The organism is Halopelagius longus, from assembly GCF_900100875.1.
Lineage (GTDB): Archaea > Halobacteriota > Halobacteria > Halobacteriales > Haloferacaceae > Halopelagius > Halopelagius longus.
In genome coordinates this window covers 539,937-562,635 of the sequence record NZ_FNKQ01000001.1, presented here as the reverse complement: position 1 = coordinate 562,635, position 22,699 = coordinate 539,937, and the positions used below count along the sequence as shown (strand labels likewise).

The following is a 22,699-nucleotide window of genomic DNA, read 5'->3' as shown; positions in this document are numbered from 1 at the left end:
GTCTACTCCCTCAATGGAACGGAGCTTCGGTCGAAGTCGGTGACGGACGAAGACATCGTTGGCTATCGATGGAACACAGAGACATCGATCGAGGACTTCTTGTTGGCGCACCACCCATCTAGCGATCGTCCAGCGCAGGTAGCCAGTCCCTTCAAGCCTGTCCGCCTGTTTGATGAACATGGAGTTCCTGTTGACCATTCAAAGATACGAACATTATTCAGGGACCTCATAGAAGATCGGACGGACGCTGAGCCACTTGGGACCGTCGAGCTTGTGAACGCAGACGACGTAATTCGGGTTCATTGGCTCAACACCCCTGATAGGGAGCTTCTCGGGGAACTCTCTGCCGACGGTCTGCATACGTTCGCTCTTGAAATCGACCGGAAGGCACACGATAGTTCCATCATCGCGTGGTATCTCGAAGTTGTCCCACCAGCGACGATCGAACCCATAGACCCCCAAGAGGTCTCGACTTATCTATTTGATAACGCTTGAAAACGTTGATACTTGTGGGAGTTGTCACTAAGAGTTATGATGGGCCAGCTGTCACAAGGGTATTCGGAGTGTTGGTGTGACAACTCGTCAGACGAGAACTCAACGCCACCGGGAAAGGGCATCCGGTTGAATCAGCTCTCGGGGTGGACATCGGGTGTCGCCTGCTGCACGCGAAAGGGCAAGCACACGAACTCCAAGTATAAGGGCGAGGGGACAACGATGGGGAACTGCGATGACCACTGTCAGACGATCAGCCCGGATGAAATAGAAGTCTGTGTGGAGGTAGCCTTCTGGGATCCAGGACGTCAGAAGGTATTCATTAACACAACTTCTCCGGGATGTCTGTCCGTCAGCCCACCGAATGACGACTTCATTCTCGATTCGTACGAGTACGGGCGTATAGTGTTCACAATACAGAACAACGGTAATTGCACCAATTCCAATAACCAAGAGCCTGTCCAGTTCAACGTGAGCTACAAAACGCCAGGTAGTAATAAGCCACCATTTTCGACAAAATGGACGTTGGATCCGTTCTTCAGCCACTAAGTCAGGGGACGACAGGTTCGTGTACTGGGAGTGATGGATGGGTGCTGTTCGCGATTCAACTGATACCTTTTGTCGTGCTGCTGGGATACCTCTCGCTAGAGGGGAGAAATATCCTGAGCGTCGACGGCCCAGCGGGAGATCATGCACCGACGGCTCTGCGAAGAATCATCCAGATTCATGGACTTCCATTCGAGGACCTCTACGAAGAACAGACTGCAGGCCCGGAGTCCCCCACTGACACCGAAGGTGAATCCCAGGAGACTCCAAATGGTGATAGTGACGCCGGTAGCGATGATGACGATAGGAATCAGACGGCTGACGGAGGCGAGGTGAGAGGTGGTGACGACGAGACAGGTGCTGGTGGTAGAGAGGGGAACGTGCCAACTCCGGTCGAACTCAACGATAGGGCAGTTGATGAGATTACAGGGAATAAGTCGGCGCAGAGGGAGGTCGTCCAAGTAGCCGTTACTGCTGCCGACCAGGTCCATTTGCCAGCGCAGTTTGTCGGTCTCGCCATAGCCGGTGGGGCACTTCTCGTTGGCGAGGTACTTCAGACCCCTGCCGATAGTCCGATGATGCTGGCTGGGATGACGTTATCTGCAACACGACAGGAGGTAGCTGGGCTAATCCTGATTTGTTATATTGGGTTCATGCTGCTCGCTGTCCCCCTTACCATGGCGGCGTTCCGTGAGGTTGACCCGAGCCGGTACTACCTAGCACGCATGAAGAGACAAAGAGATATATCAGACTCAGACGAACAGGAGGGTGACGACACCTTCATCCGTCGGTACCGAGAGAATGCGAGTGACCGACTAATGCCGCGGGTCCACGTCGTCACCCTCGTTCTTATTATCGTCGTTCACTTCATCTGAGCAGGGTTCTCTGACGAGGGAACAACTCTTCACCTCGACGGCGACTGCCTATAATTGGTCAGTCACTTCGGTTACTAAATTCACACCATCCACCATCGCTCCAACAATAGATGATCCCGCTGCGTACCCTCACGAGACCGAACATACTTACAGAAATTGAAGACAGTCCATGAACGTACGGAAATCGCTTATCCCGTTCAAGACTAGTATACAGCCCACCAAAGGAAGTGATACCGGCAATATAGTCCGGTTTATTAGAGATATGTTGAGGGCACACCTATCATGCGCCAGATGTTCGGCGACTAACCGCGACCGACGCGGACTACTTCGCGGGCAGCCCTCGCGAACCGATTTTCGTTTTTCTTCACCGAGGCGAGTTACGTCGCTCGATAACTGTGAGAACACGGACCGCGATGGCCTTTTGTCTACCCCTGTCCTCTGTTCGCTAAATGGATAGGGTTTCGATAGCGACCGCCGGGCCGGCAGACGAGCGGACGGGTCTCTTCTCAGCACCACGCGCACATCGTTTCGACACCTGCACTCAGTGGCTATCGCGTGACGGACGCGGCGAGGAGGGGGCTGGATGAGTAAGCACGCCTCCTCGAACGACCGGACGGGCGGGGCGGCGACCCTCGAGGTCGGACTCGAGGCGTTCCAGTCCAGCCCGGAGTTCGACGGCCCCGTCGAAGAGGTCGACGGCCACTACTGCAACGATCACTTCGCCCACGTTTACGAAACCCCCGAGGAGAAGTTCGCCGCCGCAGTCCCGTTCGTCCGCCACGGACTCGACCGCGGGGAACGAATCCTGTACGTCGTCGACGAGAGTACCGAACAGGAGGTGAAAGCGGTCCTCCGCGAGGGCGGTATCGACGTCGACGCCGCCGTCGACTCCGGCGCCCTGTCGTTTCCCACCGTCCAGGAGACGTACCTCCGGAACGGCGCGTTCGACGCCGACGAGATGATCGACTTCTACGCCGACACCGTCGACGAGGCCACCGAGGAGTACGCCGCCCTCAGAATCGTCGCCGAGATGACGTGGGTCCCGGAGAGCGACACGTCGATCGAGCGGTTCATGGAGTACGAGCAGAAGATAAACGAGTTGTTCGCCGAGACGGAGTCGCTGGCGATCTGTCAGTACAACCGCGACCGATTCTCGCCCGAAGCCATCCGGGACGTCGTCCGCTGTCACCCGCATCTCATCTACGACGGCGCGGTGTGTCACAACTTCTACTACACGCCGCCCGAGGAGTTCTTCGGCGAGGACGCGCTCTCTCGCGAGAACGACCGGATACTCCGGACGCTTCGGGACAGAGTCGCCGCGAAGGCGGAGATACAGGACCGCGAGCGGTTCCTCCGGACCTGCTACGAGATCACGGCCGACCCCGACCGCGGGTTCGATGAGAAGCTCCACGCGCTGTTCGAGGTGGGTTGTGAGCGGTTCGACATGGAAGTCGGCGGGCTGGCGAAGGTGGACTCGGACACCGACTTCTTCGAAGTCGAGGCGGTGAGCGGCGACCACGACCACCTCGTCCCCGGCGCGCGGGCGGACCTCTCGGAGACGTACTGTCGAATCGTGGCGAAAGACGGCCTCACCGACGCCGTGACTGACCCCGTCGACGCCGGTTTCGAGGGCAACCGCTGCTACCGGGAGTTCGGCGTGCGGTCGTACCTCGGCACCCACCTGGAGATGGACGGGGACGAGGACCGGACGTTCTGGTTCGTCTCGACCGAACCCCGCGACGACTCCGTCTCCGACGCGGAACGCACGTTCGTCCACCTCATGGGGCAGTGGGTGAAGTACGAACTCGAGCGTCGACGGCACGAGCGCGAACTCCGCGAGCGAACGGAGCACCTGAACGCGGTCATCGAGACGACGCCCGAATGCATCAAGACCGTCGCCCCCGACGGGACCCTGCTCCAGATGAACCCCGCCGGAGTGGAGATGGTGGAGGCGGACGCGAGCGCGGACGTGACCGGCGCGTGCGTCTACGACCTGATAGCGCCCGAGGACCGCGAGCGGTTCCGCGAGTTCAACGAGCGAATCTGCCGCGGTGAGACCGGAACCTTGGAGTTCGACATCGTCGGCCTCGAAGGGACGCGCCGCCAGATGGAAACCCACGCGGCGCCCCTCGAACGGCCCGACGGGACGACCGTTCAGGTGGCGGTCACGCACGACGTCACCGAGCGAAAGCGGCGCGAAGCCGAACTCCGCCAGACGAAGAACCGGTTCGAGACGGTGTTCGAGCAGAGCGACGAGGCCATCCTCATCTTCGACCCCGACGCGGCCGAACTGGTGGACGCGAACGCCGCGGCCGTCGCGCTGACCGGCTACGCGCGCGAGGAACTCCTGTCGCTTCGTCCGTCCGACCTGCACCCCGACGAACTGGAATCGTTCTGCACGTTCCTCGAGGAGGTGCGCCGAAACGGGTCGGCGTGGAGCGAGGACCTCCACTGTCGCCACCAGGACGGCCACGACCTCCCGGTGGAGGTCACCGGCTCTACGATCACGCTCGACGGCCGCGACCTCGTGCTCGCACTCGTTCGGAACATCGAAGAGCGAAAGAAACACGAGCGGTATCAGCGGGAGTTGTACGATATCGTGGCCGACTCGCGGGCGTCGTTCGACGAGAAACTCGAGCGCCTGCTCGAGTTAGGGCGCGAACGGGTCAGCCTCGAGAACGGGTACCTCAACCGCATCGACGCCGACGCCCGCGAGTTCGAGGTCGTCGCGGCGGTCGGTCCGAACGACCGTATCGAGCCGGGCGTGGTGGATTCCTTGTCGGGCACCTACTGTGAGCGACACCTCTCGTCGACAGAGCCACTCGCCGTCGCGAACGTGGCCGAAGCCGAGTTAGAGGGACTCCGCGCCCACGAGGAGTACGGGTTGAAGGCGTACTTCGCGACGACCGTCGACCTCGGCGCCGACGAGCGTGGAACCCTCTGCTTCGCCAGCGAGTCGCCGCGCGAGGGACGGTTCACCGACGCCGAGCGGTCGTTCCTCGACCTGTTGGGCCAGTGCATCGGCTACGAATTCGAACGCCAACAGCACGAACGGGAGTTGAAGGAGACGATCGGCCGACTCCAGCAGTCGAACGAGCGACTGGAGCGGTTCGCGTACGCCGCCTCCCACGACTTACAGGAACCGCTCCGGATGGTCACGAGCTATCTCCGATTGATCGAGAGCCGGTACGCCGACGCGTTCGACGAGGACGGCGAGGAGTTCCTCGAGTTCGCCGTCGACGGCGCGGACCGCATGCGCGAGATGATCGACGGCCTGCTGAAGTATTCGCGGGTCGAAACGGGCGGTGACCCCCTCGAACCCGTCGAGTTGGACGGCGTCCTCGAGGACGCTCTGAAGAACCTGCAGATCGGAATCGAGGAGACCGACGCCGAAATCCACGTCGAAGAACTCCCCCGCGTGGAGGGCGACGCCGGCCAACTCCGACAGGTGTTCCAGAACCTGCTGGACAACGCGCTCACGTACAGCGGCGACGAACCGCCGCAGGTCCGCGTCGACGCCGAGCGACGGGGGCGCGAGTGGGTGATATCCGTCCGCGACGACGGCATCGGCATCGACTCCGAGGACCACGAGAAGATATTCACCGTCTTCGACCGACTCCACAGTCGCGACGAGTACGACGGGACGGGCATCGGGTTGGCCCTCTGTGAGCGCATCGTCGAGCGTCACGGAGGCGACATCTGGGTCGAGTCGGAACCCGGCGAGGGGGCGACGTTCTCCGTTACCCTCCCCGCGGCAGGGGAGTAACTTCGGTCGCAGACCCTCGGCTACGCCCCGAGTCCGATGAGTTCGACGACGGGGTGGTGACCTTCCTCGTTGACTCGCACGTCGGCCAGCGAGTCCAGTCCGCCGATGCGGGCGACTTTCCGAAGCCCCAACTCCGGAACGTCGCTCGGGTCCACGACGAGGACGTACGCGCGCATCTCGCCGATGTCGAGTTCGCGCGCCGCGAGGGCGCGGTGGTGGCCGTCCACGAGGAGCGTCTCCTCGCCGTAGTCGAGCGTGATGAGCGGTTCCGCGAGGCCGTGTTCCAGTTCGTAGGCGCGCCCCTCTAACTCGTCTGCGAACACCTCTCGCTGCGTGGGTATCAGCTCTGAAATCGCGACGACGGCGTCGCCGATGCCGACGGAGACGCCGTGGGTCGTTTCGAGCATCTTCCGGGTGCGCTCGACTTTCGAGGGCGTCGTGCGCTCTATCTGGCTCCGGACCACGTCGGCGTTGGAGACGACGCCGAGGAACGTCTCGTCGTCGTCGACGACGGGGAGGAACCGGTGGCCCGTCCGGAAGAGGATGCCCGCGGCGTCCTTGAGGGACATCCCCGGGCGGGCGATGGCGACGTTTCGGCGCATCACCGCGCGGAGGGGTTCGTCGTCGGGGACGCCGAGGAGGTCTATCGCGCCGACGAACCCCGCGAGGCGTCCGTCGTCGTCGAGGACGGGGAGGCCGCGGTCCCGAGACCCCGTCCGCAGGCGTTCGACGACGTCCGCGACGCGGTCCTCGGGGCGGGCCGTCGCTACCGTCTCGGTCATGTAGGCGTCGACGCTGACGTCGTCGAACTCCGTCGGGGGCATCACCCTTCGTTGGTTCGCCGAGACCGTATAATCGACCCTTCCGTTCGGATTTCGGTCAGTTTTCAGATTTGATACTCGGTCGGGTACTTTTATGTACAAACTCGCCACAGTCACACGTGTCGGCAAGCGGACGTGGCTTCCCCAACCCTGCGTCCGGTGCTCGACGTGGCAGAACGTCTCCCCGGACGTTCCGCGTGCGAACCGCACGCCACCACCACCACCACCCACCACACTGTAACCGAGGCGTTCCCCGCGAACGCCGCCGCCGGGCGCCGTCTCTCGCCCGGCGGTCAGTCGAGCGCCGCACCGCGCGGCGAACCCCAGACGGGGACGCTCTCCCCGGGGCGTTCCCGTCGTCCGTCCCAACTGTCGCCGGGCCGGAGTCAGCCTACCGACTCCGGTCCGGCCTCGACTCGTTCGCGGGGTGGCTTCGTTTTCTCCGAACTGTCGCGCGGTAAACGTTTAGCCGCTGCCCTCCGAAGCGGTGGGCATGAACGGCGTCATCACCGGCGTGGAGGGCGAACTCCGGAGCAACGGAATCAGCGTCGAGTCCATCGATACGGGGGGCGAGACGGTCGAACTCACGTACCTCACCGCCTTCCCGGGTGAGAGCGTGAACCACCTCGAGGTGGGGCGCGCCCTCAGGACGTTCGTCGAGAGGGTGACGGCCGACGAGTGGGAACCGAAGCGCGTCGAAGCCACCGTCCTCCGTTCGGACGACGACGTGCAGGGGACGTGGCACGCCGAAGCCGAGTGGTTCCGCGAGTACGACCAGTACGAACTGAGCGACGAGGACTTCTCCGAACTCGTCCTCGGCACGTTGGAGGGCGGCGAATGAGCCGACCCACCGCGCGCGGCGAGTGGAAACGGGCGGAGAAACGGGAGCGAGTGCGAGAGCGACGCGGACGGCCGGAGCGACGGGAGAGCGACCGCTCCCGGTCCCGCCGCCCGTCGCGCTACGAGTTCTCGAAGGTGACGATGGGGTTCGAGAGCGGCGGCGAACGCTGCACCGGGTGGCTCTACCGACCGGACCGCCCGTCCGACCCGCCGGTAGTCGTCATGGCGGGCGGCATCGCGGGCGAGCGCTCGTTCGGACTGCCGGCGTACGCCGAGCGACTGGCCGAGGCGGGGTACGCCGTCTTCCTGTTCGACTACCGGAACCACGGCGACAGCGAGGGCGAACCGCGGAACCTCCTCTCCCCGTCTCGTCAGCGAACCGACTGGGAGGCGGCCATCGCGGGCGTCCGCGAACGGGACGGCCTCGACACCCGGCGACTCGTCCTCTGGGGAACCGACCTCGGCGGCGGTCACGTCCTCGACGTGGCGGCCGACGACGCCCGCGTCAAGGCCGTCGTCGCCCAGACACCCGTCCTCTCGGGGCGGTCGCTCCTGACGACGAACGGGTACGGATACCTCGCGAAGGGCGTCCTCGCGGGCGTCCGCGACAAACTCCAGTCGCTCGTCGCCGGGCCGCACACCGTCTCCGTGACGGGCGACCCCGGGGAGTCGGCCCTGCTCTCGACGCCCGGCGCGCGGGCGGGCTACCTCGATTTGGTCCCGCACGCCTCCGAGTGGAACAACGAGACGCCCGCCCGGTCGCTCCTCTCTCTGGCGACGTACTCCGCGGGCGACGAGGCGGAGGCCATCACCTGTCCGGTCCTGTTCATCGCCGCCGAACGCGACGACGTCGTCTCGGCGGACGCAGTAGAGAAGAAGGCGGAGTCGGTGTCGGACGCCACGTTCGTCCGCCTGCCCGCGGGACACTTCGACCTCTACGAGGGGGCGGCGTTCGAACAGGCCGTCGGCCACGGCATCGCGTTCGCAGACGGGACGTTGGACCGGCGGTAGGGCCGGTCGAGGGCGGTGCGTGACCTTCTTCACCGCGGGGTCCAACCGTTCACCGATGACCGCGACGCGAACTGTCGAACTCGAAGGTCACATCATCGATTCCGGGATGATGCAGCGAGCCTTCGGTATCGTGATGGACCTCGACGGGTCGTTCGAAGTCGAGGAGTTCGAGGTCGGCAAACACAAGGACAAGACGTCGTACTGCCGGATGGCGATAAGCGCCGACACCGAGGACCAACTGCAGGAGATTCTCCACGAACTCCACCAGAACGGGGCGAACCTCACCGACCCGGTGGACGCCCACGTCGAACCCGCACCCGCAGACCGGGTCGTGCCGCACGGCTTCTACTCGACGACGAACCACCCGACCGAAGTCCGCTACGACGGCGAGTGGATAGACGTCGAGAACATCGAGATGGACTGCGCCATCGTCGTCGAACCCGACCCCGAGGAGGGGGAGGGGCCGCGCGCCTACACGAAGGTGCTGAACGGCATCGAGGAGGGCGATTTGGTGGTGACCGACGAGGCGGGCATCCGCGTGCAACCGCCGGAACGCCCCCGCGACTCCTCCGGCCCGTTCGGGTTCATGCAGGGCGGCGTCTCCTCCGAACGGCCCTCCGAATCGCTCATCGAACAGGTGGCGGAGGCCGTAGAGGAGACGAAGGCCGAGGGCGGCAACGTGTTGGTCGTCGCCGGCCCCGCCCTCGTCCACTCCGGCGGCGCGATGGATCTGGCGCGCCTCATCCGCGAGGGGTACGTGGACATGCTCTCTGCGGGCAACGGCTTCGCCACCCACGACATCGAACACGGCCTCTACGGCACCTCCCTCGGCATGGACATGGAGACGATGGAACACCCGCGGAAGGGACACAAACACCACATCTACACCATAAGTGAAGTCATCCGCGCCGGCGGCATCGCCGAAGCCGTAGCGGAGGGACTCGTCGACGAGGGCGTCATGTACGAGTGCGTCCAGAACGACGTGCCGTACGTCCTCGCGGGCTCTATCCGCGACGACGGCCCCCTGCCCGACACCATCACCGACGCGGTGGAGGCGCAGAACGCCATCCGCGAACAGGCCCACGAGGCCGACATGGTGTTGATGCTCTCGACGCTTCTGCACTCCGTCGCCGTGGGCAACTGCCTGCCGTCGAACGTCCGCGTCGTCTGCGTGGACATCAACCCCGCGACGGTCACCCAACTCCTCGATAGGGGAAGTTCCCAAGCCATCGGCATGGTGACGGACATCGGCACGTTCGTCCCGACGCTCGCGGACAAGATTCTCGGCCCCGCGAGCGAGGAGGAGGCGGAAGCCGAGAGCGAGTACTACGAGACGGACGGCGGCGGCGACGGAGACGACGGCGACCACGGCGGCGGTCACGGTCACGGTGGCGACCACGGTCACGGCGGCGGTGGCTATCCCTGCGGCGGTCGCTGAACGCGTCCGTCCCGCCGAATCGGTCGCGGACGGCCGCGACGGCGTCGCGGGCTACTTCTCTGAGTCGAGGTGTCGCTCTCGTTCGAGTCGCTGACAGCCGACCACCAGACTGTCCGGGATACCCGCGGAGTTCGCCTGTAGTGCCTCGAACACGACGGCGACTTCGTCGAACCGCGGCCCGCGGGACGCGACGAACGGGTCGGTCTCCCACTCGACGAACTCCCGGTCGGCCAACACCGGCAGATGGCAGTGGTGGAGTTCGTACCGCAACGTCTCGGAGTCCTCGGGAACGTTCGGGTTGACCGCGTTCTCGGGCAACGACACCGTCTCTCCGGGACCGGCCTCCATGAGCGAGAGGACGACCTGCCGGCGCGGTTCCGCCGACACCGCTCGAAAGACGTCGTCCCACCGGTCGATCACTCGCCTGCCGTTCTCGAACCGTATCTGAGGCATAGGGGCCACTAGTCCTTAATCTACAAAAGTGTACGTTCGGGGACGTTCAGTCTCGCGCGACGTTCGGCGGCGGGCCGAACGTTCCGGCGGGCGGCCGCCTCTCGGACGCTGTCGCTCCATCCGCGGCGTACGACGCCGTCGCGGAGTCGCGGATACACCCTCACTCAACCGTCTCTAACGGCACGACGGCCATCGGCACGTTCGCGTTGAGGAGGACGTCCTGGGCGGTGCTTCCGAACACTATCTTCGCCGTCGGGTTGCGCTTTCTGATGCCGATGACGAGTTCGTCGGCGTCCACGTCCTCGACGCACTCAAGGAGGTCCGTCGCCGGGTCGTTCCCGCGGACGAACTGGTGCGTCTCGACGGTGCAGAACGCCCCGAGGCGCGACCGGACGACGTTCAACGCGTCCTCGCCGTCGCGCATCGCCTCGGCGTCGGTCCGGTCACCGCCGACGTGGGAGTTCACCGCGTGGACGGTGTCGCCGTCCGCCACTCTGTCCGCGAGGTAATCGCAGAGTTTCGCGCTTCGGTCCACGGAGTTCGTCCCGAGTACGTACGTAGTCACGGGGGAGGGGTCACGGAGGCGGACAATAAGTACGTCGCCGGCCGACGTTCACCTGTGGGGGAATTTACACAAGACATATACCTCGGACTCCTGTCGGTCGTCGTATGAACCGCGACGCCGCCCTCGCAGGCGCGGCCGTCGGGGTAGTCCTCGTCGCCCTCCTCGCTTCGGTGGCACTCCCCGGCGTCCTCGCCGACCCGACGGAAGACGGTCCGGTCCGACCCGGCCCGGTTCGCATCTCGGAGGTGAACATCGGGTCCGACGACGCACAGGTGCGGGGTGGGACCGTCACCCTCTCGGTCGACACCCGAATCGAACACCACGGCAATCCGACGGAGAACGTCACTCTCCTCGTCCGCGCCGTGGACTCGGAGTCCGGACTGGTCGAGACGAGCCGAACCGTAGACGTGGGAACCCTCCGCGACGACGCCGAAACGGCCGTGACGACGAACGTGACGGTCGAACGACAGGGGGGCTACCGCATCGAGACGGTCCTCTATCAGGACGACCGCCGCGTGGACGAGAGCGGGAAGACCGTCAGCGGTCTGGAGGCGTTGACGCCCGCGTACGCCCGAAGCGACGTTCGGTTCTCCGAGACGAACGCGCTGCCGCCCCTCTCCTTCTCCGTCGCGCGGGCGGACGCGGGGAACAACCGGACGACGCTCGAACTCGCCGCGTCGCTGACGAACGGCGGCGACGACCGCTCGGAGGACCTGCAGGTGCAGTTCGTCCTCCGGCAGGCCGAATCGAACATCGTCGCCGCGCGGACGACGGCCGGCGTGGGCGCGATTCGCCCCGGTCGAACCGCGACGACGACGGCGCGGGTGACCGTCCCGCGCGACTACAACTACTACGTCGACGCCGTGTTGCTGAAAGACGGCGTCGTCGTGGACTCCGCGCGGACGGCCGCGAACCTCGACCCGACGAAGCGAATCAGCGTCAACGAGACGGAGACGGAGGTCGAACTCCGCGTGGAGGACTTCGAAGGCGGCGGAAACGGCGGCGGAGAGAGACCGACGGAGGCGGGCGGCGAACCGACGGACGCGAGCACGCCCGGATTCGGCCCGGTCGTCGCAGTCGTCGCACTCCTCGCGTCGGCCCTTCTCGCCCGGAGGTGGACCCAATGACAGACGCAAACCCCGACCCAGACCCCGACGACGGCGGTACCGACGCACGACAGACCGACCGACAGGAGTGGCCCGACCCCTCTCGGGGCGGCGGCGAGTCCACGGCGGAGCAACTGAAGCGGTACCTCAACTACGCCGTGCTCGCGGGCCTGATACTCGTCGCGTTGGTGTCGGTGTTCCAACTGTACTCGGCGGTGACGCGGACCATCAACACGTTCGTCACCCCCGAGTACCGCGCGCCGTTCCTCGCGGCGTTCAACCTCGTCGTCCTGCTCATCGCGGCGTTGGGCGTCTCGCTCCAACTGAAGCGACTGCAGGAGTAACGCCGCCGACCGCAGTTCTCGAAGAGGCGTCGGAACCGACTCGACGAAGAGAATCAGACGACCGCTAGCCACGCCAGCAAGACGACGGCGCCGCCGACGGCGGTGCTGGCGACGGCGTGGACGCGGAGTCTATCCAGCAGGGCGTGCGCGTCGCCTTTCACCGTGAGCAGGTCGTGAATCTCGCTGCCGATTTCACAGCGCGGGAGGAAGTCCATCGCCACGTGGAGGAACACGCCCGCGGCGAACCCGAAGACGAGCCCCCGAATCGGGGCGGCGGCGGGGATGGCGATAGTGCTCGACAGAATCGCGGCGACGCCGACGCCCGAGGCGGGCACGAGGAGGACGGAGACGGGGCGGTCCGCGGCGACGAGGCGGCGCGCGGCGGCGTACCCCGCCGGACCCTTGTGCGAGACGATGGCGACGCCGAGAAGCGGTCCGAGTTCGGGCATGTTGCCGTAGATGATGCCGATTATCGCGCCCGCGGAGAACGCGTGCGCCGACAGTTCCGCCACCGTGCGGTCCATCGGCAGGTCCATGTGCGCGAGGCGGTGGCCGATGGTGTGGGAGGCGAAGCCCGCCAACAGGCCGAACGCGATGCCGAACCCGCCCCACTGGGGGTGCTGTCCGATGGCCTGCGGGACGAGAAACACCGCCGCGCTCGTCACCATCGCGCCGCTCGCGAGGCCGTACCCCCACACGAGGGCGTTGGCCTGTTCGCCGACGGCGCGCGCGCCGAGGGGCGCCGCAAGCGCCATCGCGAGGAACGCCACCCACGAGATTCCCAGTAGTTTCCACGACTCCGTGACTGCCGCGTACACCGAGAGCGCTGCCAGCACCGCCGTGGCTAGTAGCCCGAGCCGTGATATTCGGTTCACGATGTGAATTCCTTCTTTGTGGTTAATAGCGTTCACGTTGTTAACGTACTTGCGAGTTTTGATAATGGTGTCGGTGCGTCGGAGTTCGGTCGCTGCGACGCCGGTTTTCGCGTCCGGGGTCGGTTCGCGGCCGTTCGTATCCCGACCGACTGGCGCGCACGGCGAGACTGAAACGGTCGTTTGTGTCAACGAGTACTATTTGTCCGCAGACGTGAACGAACGAGTATGGTCGACATCGACTCCGAGACGCTGTTCAACGGCGCGGCGGCCGTCCTCGCCACCGTCGCCGTCCTCTTTTTCGTCTTCAACGTCCAGTGGGGCTACTCGCCGGTTTCGAAGGTAGCGCTGGTGCTCCTGTTTCTGTCCGGCGTGTTCGCCCTCACGCAACGAACCGACGACTACCAACTGACCCTGTTGGGGTACGGCGTCGTCGTCGTCTCGTTCGTCGGACTGTTCTTCGAGGTGGTGAGCGCGTTCGGTGCGGGCGACGCGGTGACCGTCGTCGGCCTGTTGCTCCTCGCCGCCGCCCTGTTCTTCGTCCGCACCCGACTCGACGAGGACGAACGCTTCGTCGCGGGGCGGCGGGCGACGTACGCCGTCGGCGTCGTCGCGGTTCTCACCGTCGCCGTCCTCCTCGTGGACGTGACCACCGGCGGCCTCGCGTACGAACTCCAACCCGCGAGCGACGTCGAGTTCGCGGAGTCGCACGACGAACGGATGCTCGTCGCGTCCGTCGTCGTGACGAACCCGACGCCCCTCCCCGAACGCGTCGAGACGCCGAACTACGAGGTGTGCGCCGCGGGCAACTGGAGCGAGTACCGGCCGCCGTCGGAACCGGGGCACCCGGAACGCTCCGTCCACGTCAGCGCGTACGTCGAAGACGGCTACGACGAACACGTCTCCCCGTTCGGAACGAAGACGTACCCCGTCGAACTGAACATCAACGGCGCGAACCTCACCGGCGAGACGTTCCCCGTCGAGCGAACGTCGGCGTGCCCGGACGACGAGGAGGGGTCGCCGTACGTCGCCATCTTCGAGGCGGAACAGGACCGGTACGGACGCCCAGTCGCACTGTAGACGGCCGGACCGCCCTGTAGTCAGTTCTTTTATACTTTCTACGTCCCTACGCCGGGGTATGAACTCCGTCTCGGACCTCCGTTCGCTCGCCGACTCCTCCGTCGTCGTCGTGGGCGGGGGGTTCGGCGGCCTCTCTACGGCGTGTTACCTCGCGGACGCCGGCGCGGACGTGACCCTCGTGGAGAAAAACGAGCAGTTGGGCGGGCGCGCCAGCAGACTCGAACGCGACGGGTTCCGGTTCGACATGGGGCCGTCGTGGTACCTGATGCCCGACGTGTTCGAGGACTTCTTCGGCAGGTTCGACCGGACGCCGTCGGACTACTACGAGCTGACGCAACTCGACCCCCACTACCGCATCTTCTTCAAGGACGGCGACAGGGTGGACGTGGTCCCCGATTTGGAGGCGAACAAGGAGACGTTCGAGTCGTACGAACCCGGCGCGGGCGAGAAACTGGCGGAGTACCTCCGGAAGTCCGAACGGAACTACGAGATAGGGATGGAACACTTCGTCTACGAGGACCGGACGGCCCTCTCGGACTATCTCGACCTGAACGTGGCGAAGAACGCGTGGGGACTGTCGCTCGTGGGGTCGATGCAGGACCACGTCGAACGCTACTTCGACCACCCCAAACTCCAGCAGATAATGCAGTACACCCTCGTCTTCCTCGGGGGCGCGCCGAACAACACGCCGGCGCTGTACAACCTGATGAGCCACGTCGATTTCAACATGGGCGTCTACTACCCCGAGGGCGGCATCGGCGGCGTCGTGGACGGCATCGCCGAACTCGGCGAGGAACTCGGCGTGACGTTCCGGACGAACGCCCCCGTCTCGGAGATTCGCGGCCGCGAGGGCGCGTTCGTCGTCCGAACGGAGGGCAGCGAGGAGTTCTACGCCGACTACGTCGTCAGCGACGCCGACTACCGCCACACGGAGATGGAACTGCTCCCGCCGGAGAAGCGCCAGTACGACGAGGCGTACTGGGAGTCGCGGACGTACGCCCCCTCCGCCTTCCTCCTCTATCTCGGCGTCGAGGGCGACGTCGAACCCCTCGCACACCACACGCTCGTCCTCCCGCCGGACTGGAACGACCACTTCGAGACGATATTCGAAGAGCCCTCGTGGCCCGAGGACCCCGCGTACTACCTCTGCGTCCCCTCGAAGACGGACGACGACGTCGCGCCGGAGGGCCACAGCACACTCTTCGCACTCGTCCCCGTCGCCGCCGGACTGGAGGACACGCCCGAACGGCGCGAACAGTTCCGCGAACTCGTCCTCTCTGACATCGAAGAGAACACGGGCGTCGAGTTGCGGGACCGCATCGTCTTCGAGGAGACGTTCTCCGTCGACGACTTCACAGAGCGCTACAACAGCACGAAGGGGACGGCGCTCGGGTTGGCCCACACGCTCCGGCAGACGTCTCTGTTCCGCCCGCCGCACCGGTCGAAGGCGGTGGAGGGGTTGTACTTCACCGGGTCGTTCACGACGCCCGGGATCGGCGTGCCGATGTGCCTCATAAGCGGGCAACTGACCGCCGAGTCGATGGCGGAACGCGTCGGGCGAGAATGAGCGACCCCGGCCGGCTCCGGTACCTGCTCGCGCTCTCTCGGCCGCGCTTTTGGCTCTACCTCGCGGGCCCCGTCCTCGTCGGCGTCGCGTTCGCCGCCGAGAGCGTCGCCGACCTGGTTACCCCCGGCACCGCCGTCGCGTTCGCGTACTTCCTCCTGCCGGCGAACGTCTACCTCTACGGCGTCAACGACGCCTTCGACGCGGAGATAGACGCCGCGAACCCGAAGAAAGACGACCGGGAGGCGCGGTGGCGCGGCGACCCGTCCGTCGCGGCCGTCGTCGTCGCCTGCGGACTCCTCGGCGCGGCGACGTTCCTCGCCCTCCCGCGAGTCGCGTGGCCGTACCTCGCGGGCTTCTTCTTCCTCGGGACGGAGTACAGCGCACCTCCGCTCCGGTTCAAGACGACGCCGTTCCTCGACTCGCTCTCGAACGGTCTCTACATCTTGCCGGGGGCCGCCGCGTTCGCCGCCGTCGCCGGGACGCACCCGCCCGTCGCCGCCCTCGTCGGCGCGTGGTTCTGGGCGATGGGGATGCACACGTTCTCGGCGATTCCGGACGTCGAACCGGACCGCGAGGCGGGCGTTCGGACGACGGCGACGTTCCTCGGGGAGACGCGGACGTACGCGTACTGTCTCGCCTGTTGGCTCGCCGCCGCCGCCGCGTTCGCCCTCGTGGACGTTCGCCTCGGCGCACTCCTCTCTGCGTACCCCGTCGCCGTCTTCGCCGTCTTCCGGTCGGGGGTCGACGTCGAACGGGCGTACTGGTGGTACCCCGCGTTGAACACCGTCGTCGGGGCGACGCTCACCCTCGGCGCACTCTGGAGGTTGGTCAATGGGTGAGTCGGGACTGACGCTCTGGGGGGGACTGCCGCGGACGCGCGCGGAGTGGGAGGACCGGTTGGACCGCCTCGTCCGCGAGAACCGCTTCACCATCTCGGTGTTCTTCCCGCTGAACGGCGCGATTCTGCTCGTCGCGAGCGCCGAGGGCCTCCTGCCGGACCCCCTCGCGTTCAACGCCGCCCTCGTGTTGCTCGGGACCGTCGTGATGCGCGCTCCCTTGCTCGTCGGTGCGCTTCCCGCCACCGACCGCCGGGCGGCGACGGGCGTCGGACTCCTGACGCTGTACGCCTACGGTATCGAGTCCGTCGGCGTCCGAACCGGCGTTCCGTACGGGGAGTTCTTCTACGGCGTCGAACTCGGGCCGACGGTCGGCGGCGTCCCCCTCGGCCTCCCCGTGTTCTTCATTCCGTTGGTGATGAACGCCTACCTGCTCTGTCTGTTGCTCCTCGGCGAACGCGCCGAGAACGGGGCGGTTCGACTCGTCGCCGTCATTGCGGCGGTAGTGGCGATGGACCTCGTCTTAGACCCCGGCGCGGTGGCCCTCGGCTTCTGGGTGTACCCCGGCGGGGGCGCGTTCTACGGCGTCCCCCTCTCGAACTACGCGGGGTGGCTTCTGAGCGCCGCCGTCGCCGTCGTCGCCCTCGATTGGGCGTACGACCGCCGCGCCCTCCTCTCGCGACTCGAAAACTGCGAGTTCATGCTCGACGACATGGTGTCGTTCGTCATCCTCTGGGGCGCGATAAACGCGTGGTTCGGCAACTGGGCGGCCGTCGCCGTCGCCGCCGCCTTCGGCGTCGGACTGCTGAAGACAGAGCGGTTCGACGCGCGACTGCTCCGGGTGCGGCGGTGAGTTACAGTTCCGGTCCACGGAGAGTGCGTGACGAACCGTACCGGTAGACTGATTGTTCGCATTTCCGAAGCGCCACCGATGCCCTCCGACACGGACGCGTTGCTCCGCTCGATTCGTCGCTGGCTGTTGGTCTGTGCGTTTCTGCTCGGCGTCGGGGCCGTCGCCCTCTCCGAGGCTGGACTCGCGCTGACGGGATACGAGAACAAACTGGCGTTCACCGTCGCCGGCGTCGCAGGTACCGCCGTCGCAATCGTCTCGGGGTCGGCCGTACTCGCCAGTTTCGTCGCCGTCGGGTCCGGCGGTTCGACCGAGTGATTCGCCGGGGCGCTTCGACGGGGACGGCCGGGAGACGGAGCCGAGTCGTTACTCGCTTCTGGTGAGGTACTGGACCCAATCCGCCACTCGCCTGCCGAGGACGCACGGTGCGCCGAGCGACCACGCCGGTCCGGGGTTCGACGGGCCGTGTTCGCGTCCCGTCGGGTCGGCCTGCTCGGGGTAGGTGACGGCGCTCACCGCCCGAAACACGGCCACGGGGTCGCTCTCGACGGCCCAGTACGCTCGCGTCTTCGCGAGCAACAGGAGTTTCCGGCGGGTCGAAAGCGACGGCGTCTCCGAGAGGACGTCGTAGTCTCGCCGCCGAATCTCTCGGTGGTGGTCGGCGTACAGCACCGCCGAGAGTAGGACCGCGAACTGGCAGTCCTCCGGGAGGTACTCGATGCCCGCGACGCCCGTTCGGTACAACCGTTCGGTGCGGCGCATCTCCTCGCGCATCGCCGCCCGAAAGTTCTCGTCGCAGTCGAACGACCGCAGTTGCGCCTCCGAGACGCCGTGTCGGTCGAGCGTCTCCCTCGGGAGGTATATCCGGTCGAGTTCGACGACGTCCTCCCGCACGTCGCGCAGGAAGTTCGACATCTGGAACGCCTCGCCGAGGGCCGTCGCGTGCGGGCGCGCCCGTTCGACCGCCGCCCCGCCGGGGTCCATGATGGTCGTCATCATCCGACCGACGGCCGCCGCCGACCCGTCCATGTACGACTCCAGTTGCTCGTACGTCTCGTAGCGACCCGTCGAGACGTCGGACAGCATCGCGTCGACGAACGCGTTCACGTCCGACTCCCGTACGCCGTACTCCTCGCGGAGGTCCGCGAACGCCGAGAGCACCGGGTCGTCGGTGTCGCGCCGTCCGAGGGCCGCCGCGCGGAGTCGCTCTAACTCCGCCCGTTGTTCGGCGGGCGTCGCGCCGGCGGCGTCGTCTACGATTTCGTCGGCGACTCTGAAAAACGCGTACAGCACGTACGTCGCGCGCCTCACGCGCCGCGGGAGGACGCGCGTCGCGAGGTAAAACGTCTTTCCGGTCCTGCGCTGTATCTCCTTGCTCCGTCTGACGTGGTCCCGTCTCACCATCGTCCACGGTGCGGGGGCCGGACGTCTCCTCGAACACTCGTCCCCTGAGACATGGTACTACTTGACTAGTGATTACAACGACATAACAGTTAGTTCCCCTCAGAAACCGACCGGTCGGATTCGAGAGGAGTCACCAGAACGTGTCGCTGCAGTCGTAGACGACGCCGTGTTGCGGGCAGACGTACTTGCAGTGGCGGCGGTGCATCGACTCGCCGCAGAGCGGACAGGGGCGACCCGTCTGGTCCATGCTCGCGGCGAGGGACGCGGCGCACGTCACTGTTTCTCTCCGGCGGCGTCGGTGCGAGCGTCGGAATCGGAGTCGGCGTCGAAGAGAGACGGGAGAACGGAGAGAGAAAGAACGGCGAACGGAGCGGTTACGGGTCGCTCAGTTCAGCACTCCGACCAGCCGCAGGACTCGCAGGTCTTGCAGCCTTCGGAGTAGTACAGCGTCATGCTGTTACACTCGGGACACTCGGGACTCTCGCCCGCGGCGAGTAAGTCGTCCATCGCGTCCGAGGACTTCGAGTCGGCGTCCGGGGAGTCGGCGTTCGGCGAGTCGGCGACGGCCGCGCCGCCGTCGGCTTCGGGTTCGGGTTCGCCGAGGTTCGCTTCCTCGGAAACCTCCGTGAGGTTCTTCTGTTGCGGGTAGCCCTCGTCTATCTCGCCGTCGAGGTAGCGGCGCATCGCCGTGCCGATGGCGTCGGGGATGGAGTTTATCTGCTCTCCTTTGTCCCACGCCACCTTCGGACTGCGGATGCCCTGCAGTTCGCTGGCGATCTCCTCGGGGTCGACGCCCGTCCGGAGCGCCGTCGAGATGGTCTTCGCGAGCGACTCGGTGAACGAGGCGGTGAAGCCGCCGGAGTTGCCGATGTTGGCGAACAGCTCGAACGGTCGGCCGTGTTCGTCCTCGTTGATGTTGACGTACAGTTTCCCGTAGCCGGTGTCGATGCGCTGGGTGACGCCGTAGAGGACGTCGGGACGGGGACGCTTCGAGCCGAGTTCCACGTCGCCGTCGGCCTCCGCGAGCAGGCGTTCGACTTCGCCGTCGAGTGCGGCGCGGACCTCCTCGTTGTCGAGGAAGCCCTCCAGACCGCCGAACACCTCCTCCATCTGTTCGACGAGGGTCTCCGCGGCCTCGCCCTCGTCGGCGAAGTCGGCGTTCTTCGCGCGCGTCGTCAGCACCTGCTTCGAGCGGGTGCCGTCGCGGTAGACGGTGACGCCCTTCCCGCCGTTCTTGTAGATGTAGCGGTACACCTCGTCCATGTCCTCCCGCGTCGCGGAGTTCGGGAAGTTACACGTCTTCGAGATGGCGGAGTCGACGCCGTTCTGACAGGCGCACTGCACGGCGGCGTGCTGTTTGCCCGAGAGGTCGGAGGTGACGACGAACAGCTCGGTGATGGCCTCCGGAACGGTCGAGAGCGAGGAGACGCCGTCGAACTCGTTGTTGGCCATCTGCTCTTGGGCCTCCCGTTTGACCTCCTCGACGTCGATGTCGTTGGCCTCCAACACCCGGAGGAAGTAGTCGTCGAACTCGACGAGCATCTCGTCGCCCTGCACGTCGTCGGAGACGTTCTTGTAGTAGGCGACGTTGTAGATGGGTTCGCAGCCACCCGTCGTGTTGCCGATCATCGAGGTGGTGCCCGTCGGCGCGATGGTCGTCGTGTTGTGGTTCCGAAGCGCGAAACCATCGGCCCAGTCGTCGGCGTCGAGGCCGGTCTGCTTTTCGAACCACTCGCGGTACTCCGTCGGGTTCGCGTACTTGGAGTCGCCCCACTCGTTGAAGCTACCGCGCTCCTCGGCGAGTTCGTGGCTGGCCCACTTCGACTCGTGGTTGATGTGGGTCATCAGCTGCTCTGCGACTTCGTTTCCGGCGTCGGAGCCGTACTTGATGCCGAGCTGGATGTACAGCTGGGCCAGTCCCATGATGCCGAGGCCGATTTTGCGCATGTCGCGCACCTTCTGTTCGATTTTGTCGACGGGGAAGTCCGACATCGTGACGACGTTCTCGAGGAAGCGGGTGCCGTACTCGATGCGGTGGTCGAACTCCTCCCAGTCGATGGCCTCTTCGAGGAAGGCGTCGACGGCGTCGTCGATACTGTCGTACTCGTCGCCGTGGTCGTCGTACCAGACGCGCCAGTCGGGCGCGTCGAGGTCGGCGAGCGTCGAGAGGTTGATGTGGCCGAGGTTACACGCCTCGTACTCTTCGAGGGGCTGTTCCCCGCAGGGGTTCGTCGCGAGGATGCGGTGGTCGGGGTGCTCCTCCACGTCGAAGGAGTGCTCCTTGTTGACGCGTTCGAGGTAGATGACGCCGGGTTCGCCGTTCTCCCACGCGCCCTCGACCATGTGGTCCCACAGTTCCTCCGCCGGGATGGAGAGCACTTCGCCGACTTCGACGTACTCGCCGAGGCCGAACATCTCGTATATCTCCTTCGTCTCCGGCGTGGCGACGTGCGGTTCCTCGGTTCGGGGGTTCGTGAAGGTGAACTCCTCGCCCGCGAAGAGGGCGTCCATGAAGTCGTCGGTGATGCCGACGGAGATGTTGAAGTTAGAGAGATGGCCCTCGACGGCGTTGCGGAGGTGCTTGGGGACGCGCCCCTCCTCGTCGATGAGTTCGCGCGCCTCCTCCAGTGCGTCGGCGAAGGAGTTGTGCGTGAAGTCGTCGGGGTCGTTCAGGCGAAGCGAGTGCGCGAGCGAGACGTCCTTGTTCTTCGCGTGGATGAACTGGATGACGTCGGGGTGGCTGACGCGCATGACCCCCATCTGCGCGCCGCGGCGCGCGCCGCCCTGTGCGATGGTTTCGCACATCTGGTCGTACGTCCGCATGAACGTGATGGGCCCGGAGGCGATGCCGCCGGTCGAACCCACGGCGTCGCCGTACGGGCGGAGTCGCCAGAAGGCGTACCCCATGCCGCCGCCGGACTGGAACACTTCGGCGGCCTCCTTCGCCGTCTGGTGGATGTCGGTGATGTCGTCGTCGGGCGAGTCGACGAAACACGCGGAGAGCTGCTGGAGTTCGTCGCCGGCGTTCATGAGCGTCGGCGAGTTCGGCATGAACGACAGCGACTCCATCATCTCCTGGAACTCCTCGCGCTTCGCCTCGACTTCGGCGCGAATCTCCTCGGGGAGTTCGGGGACGACGGTGTCGTAGGCGAACTTGTTGACGTTGTAGACGGAAAGCTCCGTCTCCGCGTCGTCTTCCGCCGCCGTACCCTTACCGAACACTTCCGCCGCCAGTTCGTCGCGGCGCGGATGGTCGGGCTTCAGTTGGTCGGGCGTGACGGTGACAGTCGCGTCGCGCTTCTCCGCCTCGTAGACGGCTTCCGCGAGTGCGATGTTCTTGGCGACGCGAGCGAACAGCTCCTCCTGCGTCTCGACGAGTTCGCCGTCGGCGTCCTTTCGGAGGTACCGCGCCGGCAGGATGTTGTGGTAGGCGTTGGCGGTCAGACGGTCCTCCAGCGTGTCCCCCTCGGTGCGCTTTATCGGCAGCTGCAGCTCGTCCGCCGAGATGTCCGCGCGACTCATCTACTGTTCCCCCGCCCCAGCACCCCGTTGCTGGGCGATTTCGAATCGGATGGCTGGCTCAGTTCCGTTCATAGTAACGATGGCTTGTGAATGGAGGCGCTTCGGTAAAGGCTTCGGTATTGGGTAATGTCTGACTGAAATTCTCATCGCTCTGTCATACATTCCGAACTCTACCCGCCCACGTTCACAGCGCGGTACGTCCGTAGGTCCCAACCGGACATAACGGTATTCAGACCGGAGTGAAAGTAATGTTACGACTGGTAAAATCGAAAGACGGAGCCGTCACGTCCAGCCGAAGAGATGGGGGGTTC

At 65.4% G+C, this 22,699-nt stretch carries 20 protein-coding genes; 13 read left to right on the top strand and 7 right to left on the bottom strand.

Annotated features, from left to right (window positions below; genetic code table 11):
• Positions 1-39 precede the first annotated feature (39 nt).
• From BLS11_RS18945 to BLS11_RS02835, 3 genes are all read left to right on the top strand, one after another.
• Positions 40-495 carry a hypothetical protein gene (locus BLS11_RS18945; protein ID WP_139172753.1) on the top strand — a complete coding sequence of 152 codons (456 nt, stop codon included), beginning with the start codon at positions 40-42 and terminating at the stop codon, positions 493-495.
• A 587-nt stretch (positions 496-1,082) separates the two neighbouring features.
• Positions 1,083-1,913, top strand: a complete 831-nt coding sequence (locus BLS11_RS18940) for a hypothetical protein (RefSeq protein ID WP_139172752.1) — start codon at positions 1,083-1,085, stop codon at positions 1,911-1,913.
• Positions 1,914-2,496: 583 nt separating this feature from the next.
• Positions 2,497-5,679, top strand: a complete 3,183-nt coding sequence (locus BLS11_RS02835; protein WP_092532607.1) for an MEDS domain-containing protein — start codon at positions 2,497-2,499, stop codon at positions 5,677-5,679.
• 20 nt (positions 5,680-5,699) lie between these two features.
• Here BLS11_RS02835 and BLS11_RS02830 read toward each other — a convergent pair whose 3' ends face one another.
• On the bottom strand, positions 5,700-6,503 hold the full coding sequence (locus BLS11_RS02830; RefSeq protein ID WP_092532604.1) for a CBS domain-containing protein: 804 nt from the start codon (positions 6,501-6,503) through the stop codon (positions 5,700-5,702).
• Positions 6,504-6,993: 490 nt separating this feature from the next.
• Here BLS11_RS02830 and BLS11_RS02825 point away from each other — a divergent pair, with 490 nt between their 5' ends.
• The 3 genes from BLS11_RS02825 to BLS11_RS02815 all read left to right on the top strand — a co-directional run bounded on the left by BLS11_RS02825 (position 6,994) and on the right by BLS11_RS02815 (position 9,789).
• Positions 6,994-7,341 (top strand): DUF8159 domain-containing protein, encoded by a 348-nt coding sequence (locus BLS11_RS02825; RefSeq protein WP_092532600.1) that lies wholly within the window; start codon positions 6,994-6,996, stop codon positions 7,339-7,341.
• Positions 7,342-7,481: 140 nt separating this feature from the next.
• Positions 7,482-8,351, top strand: coding sequence for an alpha/beta hydrolase (locus BLS11_RS02820; protein ID WP_245698734.1), 870 nt, complete (start codon positions 7,482-7,484; stop codon positions 8,349-8,351).
• 55 nt (positions 8,352-8,406) lie between these two features.
• Positions 8,407-9,789, top strand: a complete 1,383-nt coding sequence (locus BLS11_RS02815) for an ornithine cyclodeaminase, nickel-pincer nucleotide-dependent (protein WP_092532594.1) — start codon at positions 8,407-8,409, stop codon at positions 9,787-9,789.
• A gap of 51 nt (positions 9,790-9,840) precedes the next feature.
• On the opposite strand, the gene BLS11_RS02810 is transcribed toward BLS11_RS02815, so the two are convergent.
• Both BLS11_RS02810 and BLS11_RS02805 read right to left on the bottom strand, forming a co-directional pair.
• The gene (locus tag BLS11_RS02810) at positions 9,841-10,242 is read right to left on the bottom strand and encodes a hypothetical protein (RefSeq protein ID WP_092532591.1); all 402 of its coding nucleotides are present in this window, start codon (positions 10,240-10,242) and stop codon (positions 9,841-9,843) included.
• A gap of 160 nt (positions 10,243-10,402) precedes the next feature.
• Positions 10,403-10,807, bottom strand: a complete 405-nt coding sequence (locus BLS11_RS02805; protein ID WP_092532588.1) for a universal stress protein — start codon at positions 10,805-10,807, stop codon at positions 10,403-10,405.
• Between the two features lie 104 nt (positions 10,808-10,911).
• On the opposite strand from BLS11_RS02805, the gene BLS11_RS02800 reads away from it, so the two are divergent.
• Together BLS11_RS02800 and BLS11_RS02795 are read left to right on the top strand one after the other, a co-directional pair.
• A complete protein-coding gene (locus BLS11_RS02800) occupies positions 10,912-11,934 on the top strand; it encodes a DUF7490 domain-containing protein (protein WP_092532585.1) in 1,023 nt (340 codons plus the stop codon).
• On the top strand, positions 11,931-12,257 hold the full coding sequence (locus BLS11_RS02795) for a DUF8060 family membrane protein (RefSeq protein ID WP_092532581.1): 327 nt from the start codon (positions 11,931-11,933) through the stop codon (positions 12,255-12,257). The genes BLS11_RS02800 and BLS11_RS02795 overlap by 4 nt, the downstream gene beginning before the upstream one ends.
• A gap of 53 nt (positions 12,258-12,310) precedes the next feature.
• Here BLS11_RS02795 and BLS11_RS02790 read toward each other — a convergent pair whose 3' ends face one another.
• Entirely contained in the window at positions 12,311-13,132 is an 822-nt protein-coding gene (locus BLS11_RS02790) for a ZIP family metal transporter (protein WP_092534450.1), read from the bottom strand.
• A 225-nt stretch (positions 13,133-13,357) separates the two neighbouring features.
• Between BLS11_RS02790 and BLS11_RS02785 the strand changes: the two genes are divergently transcribed.
• The 5 genes from BLS11_RS02785 to BLS11_RS02765 all read left to right on the top strand — a co-directional run bounded on the left by BLS11_RS02785 (position 13,358) and on the right by BLS11_RS02765 (position 17,780).
• Entirely contained in the window at positions 13,358-14,209 is an 852-nt protein-coding gene (locus tag BLS11_RS02785) for a hypothetical protein (protein WP_092532578.1), read from the top strand.
• Between the two features lie 58 nt (positions 14,210-14,267).
• Entirely contained in the window at positions 14,268-15,776 is a 1,509-nt protein-coding gene (locus BLS11_RS02780; RefSeq protein ID WP_092532575.1) for a phytoene desaturase family protein, read from the top strand.
• Positions 15,773-16,615 carry a prenyltransferase gene (locus tag BLS11_RS02775; protein WP_092532572.1) on the top strand — a complete coding sequence of 281 codons (843 nt, stop codon included), beginning with the start codon at positions 15,773-15,775 and terminating at the stop codon, positions 16,613-16,615. The genes BLS11_RS02780 and BLS11_RS02775 overlap by 4 nt, the downstream gene beginning before the upstream one ends.
• Entirely contained in the window at positions 16,608-17,465 is an 858-nt protein-coding gene (gene cruF, locus BLS11_RS02770) for a bisanhydrobacterioruberin hydratase (protein WP_092532569.1), read from the top strand. Before BLS11_RS02775 ends, cruF begins: the two co-directional genes overlap by 8 nt.
• A 78-nt stretch (positions 17,466-17,543) precedes the next feature.
• Positions 17,544-17,780, top strand: a complete 237-nt coding sequence (locus tag BLS11_RS02765) for a hypothetical protein (RefSeq protein ID WP_092532566.1) — start codon at positions 17,544-17,546, stop codon at positions 17,778-17,780.
• A gap of 48 nt (positions 17,781-17,828) precedes the next feature.
• Here the strand turns inward: BLS11_RS02765 and BLS11_RS02760 are convergent, their stop codons facing one another.
• The 3 genes from BLS11_RS02760 to BLS11_RS02755 all read right to left on the bottom strand — a co-directional run bounded on the left by BLS11_RS02760 (position 17,829) and on the right by BLS11_RS02755 (position 22,388).
• The gene (locus BLS11_RS02760; RefSeq protein ID WP_092532563.1) at positions 17,829-18,866 is read right to left on the bottom strand and encodes a phytoene/squalene synthase family protein; all 1,038 of its coding nucleotides are present in this window, start codon (positions 18,864-18,866) and stop codon (positions 17,829-17,831) included.
• 130 nt (positions 18,867-18,996) lie between these two features.
• Positions 18,997-19,113 carry an HVO_2523 family zinc finger protein gene (locus BLS11_RS19910; protein ID WP_309473053.1) on the bottom strand — a complete coding sequence of 39 codons (117 nt, stop codon included), beginning with the start codon at positions 19,111-19,113 and terminating at the stop codon, positions 18,997-18,999.
• A gap of 143 nt (positions 19,114-19,256) precedes the next feature.
• Entirely contained in the window at positions 19,257-22,388 is a 3,132-nt protein-coding gene (locus tag BLS11_RS02755; protein ID WP_092532560.1) for an adenosylcobalamin-dependent ribonucleoside-diphosphate reductase, read from the bottom strand.
• Positions 22,389-22,699 lie beyond the last annotated feature (311 nt).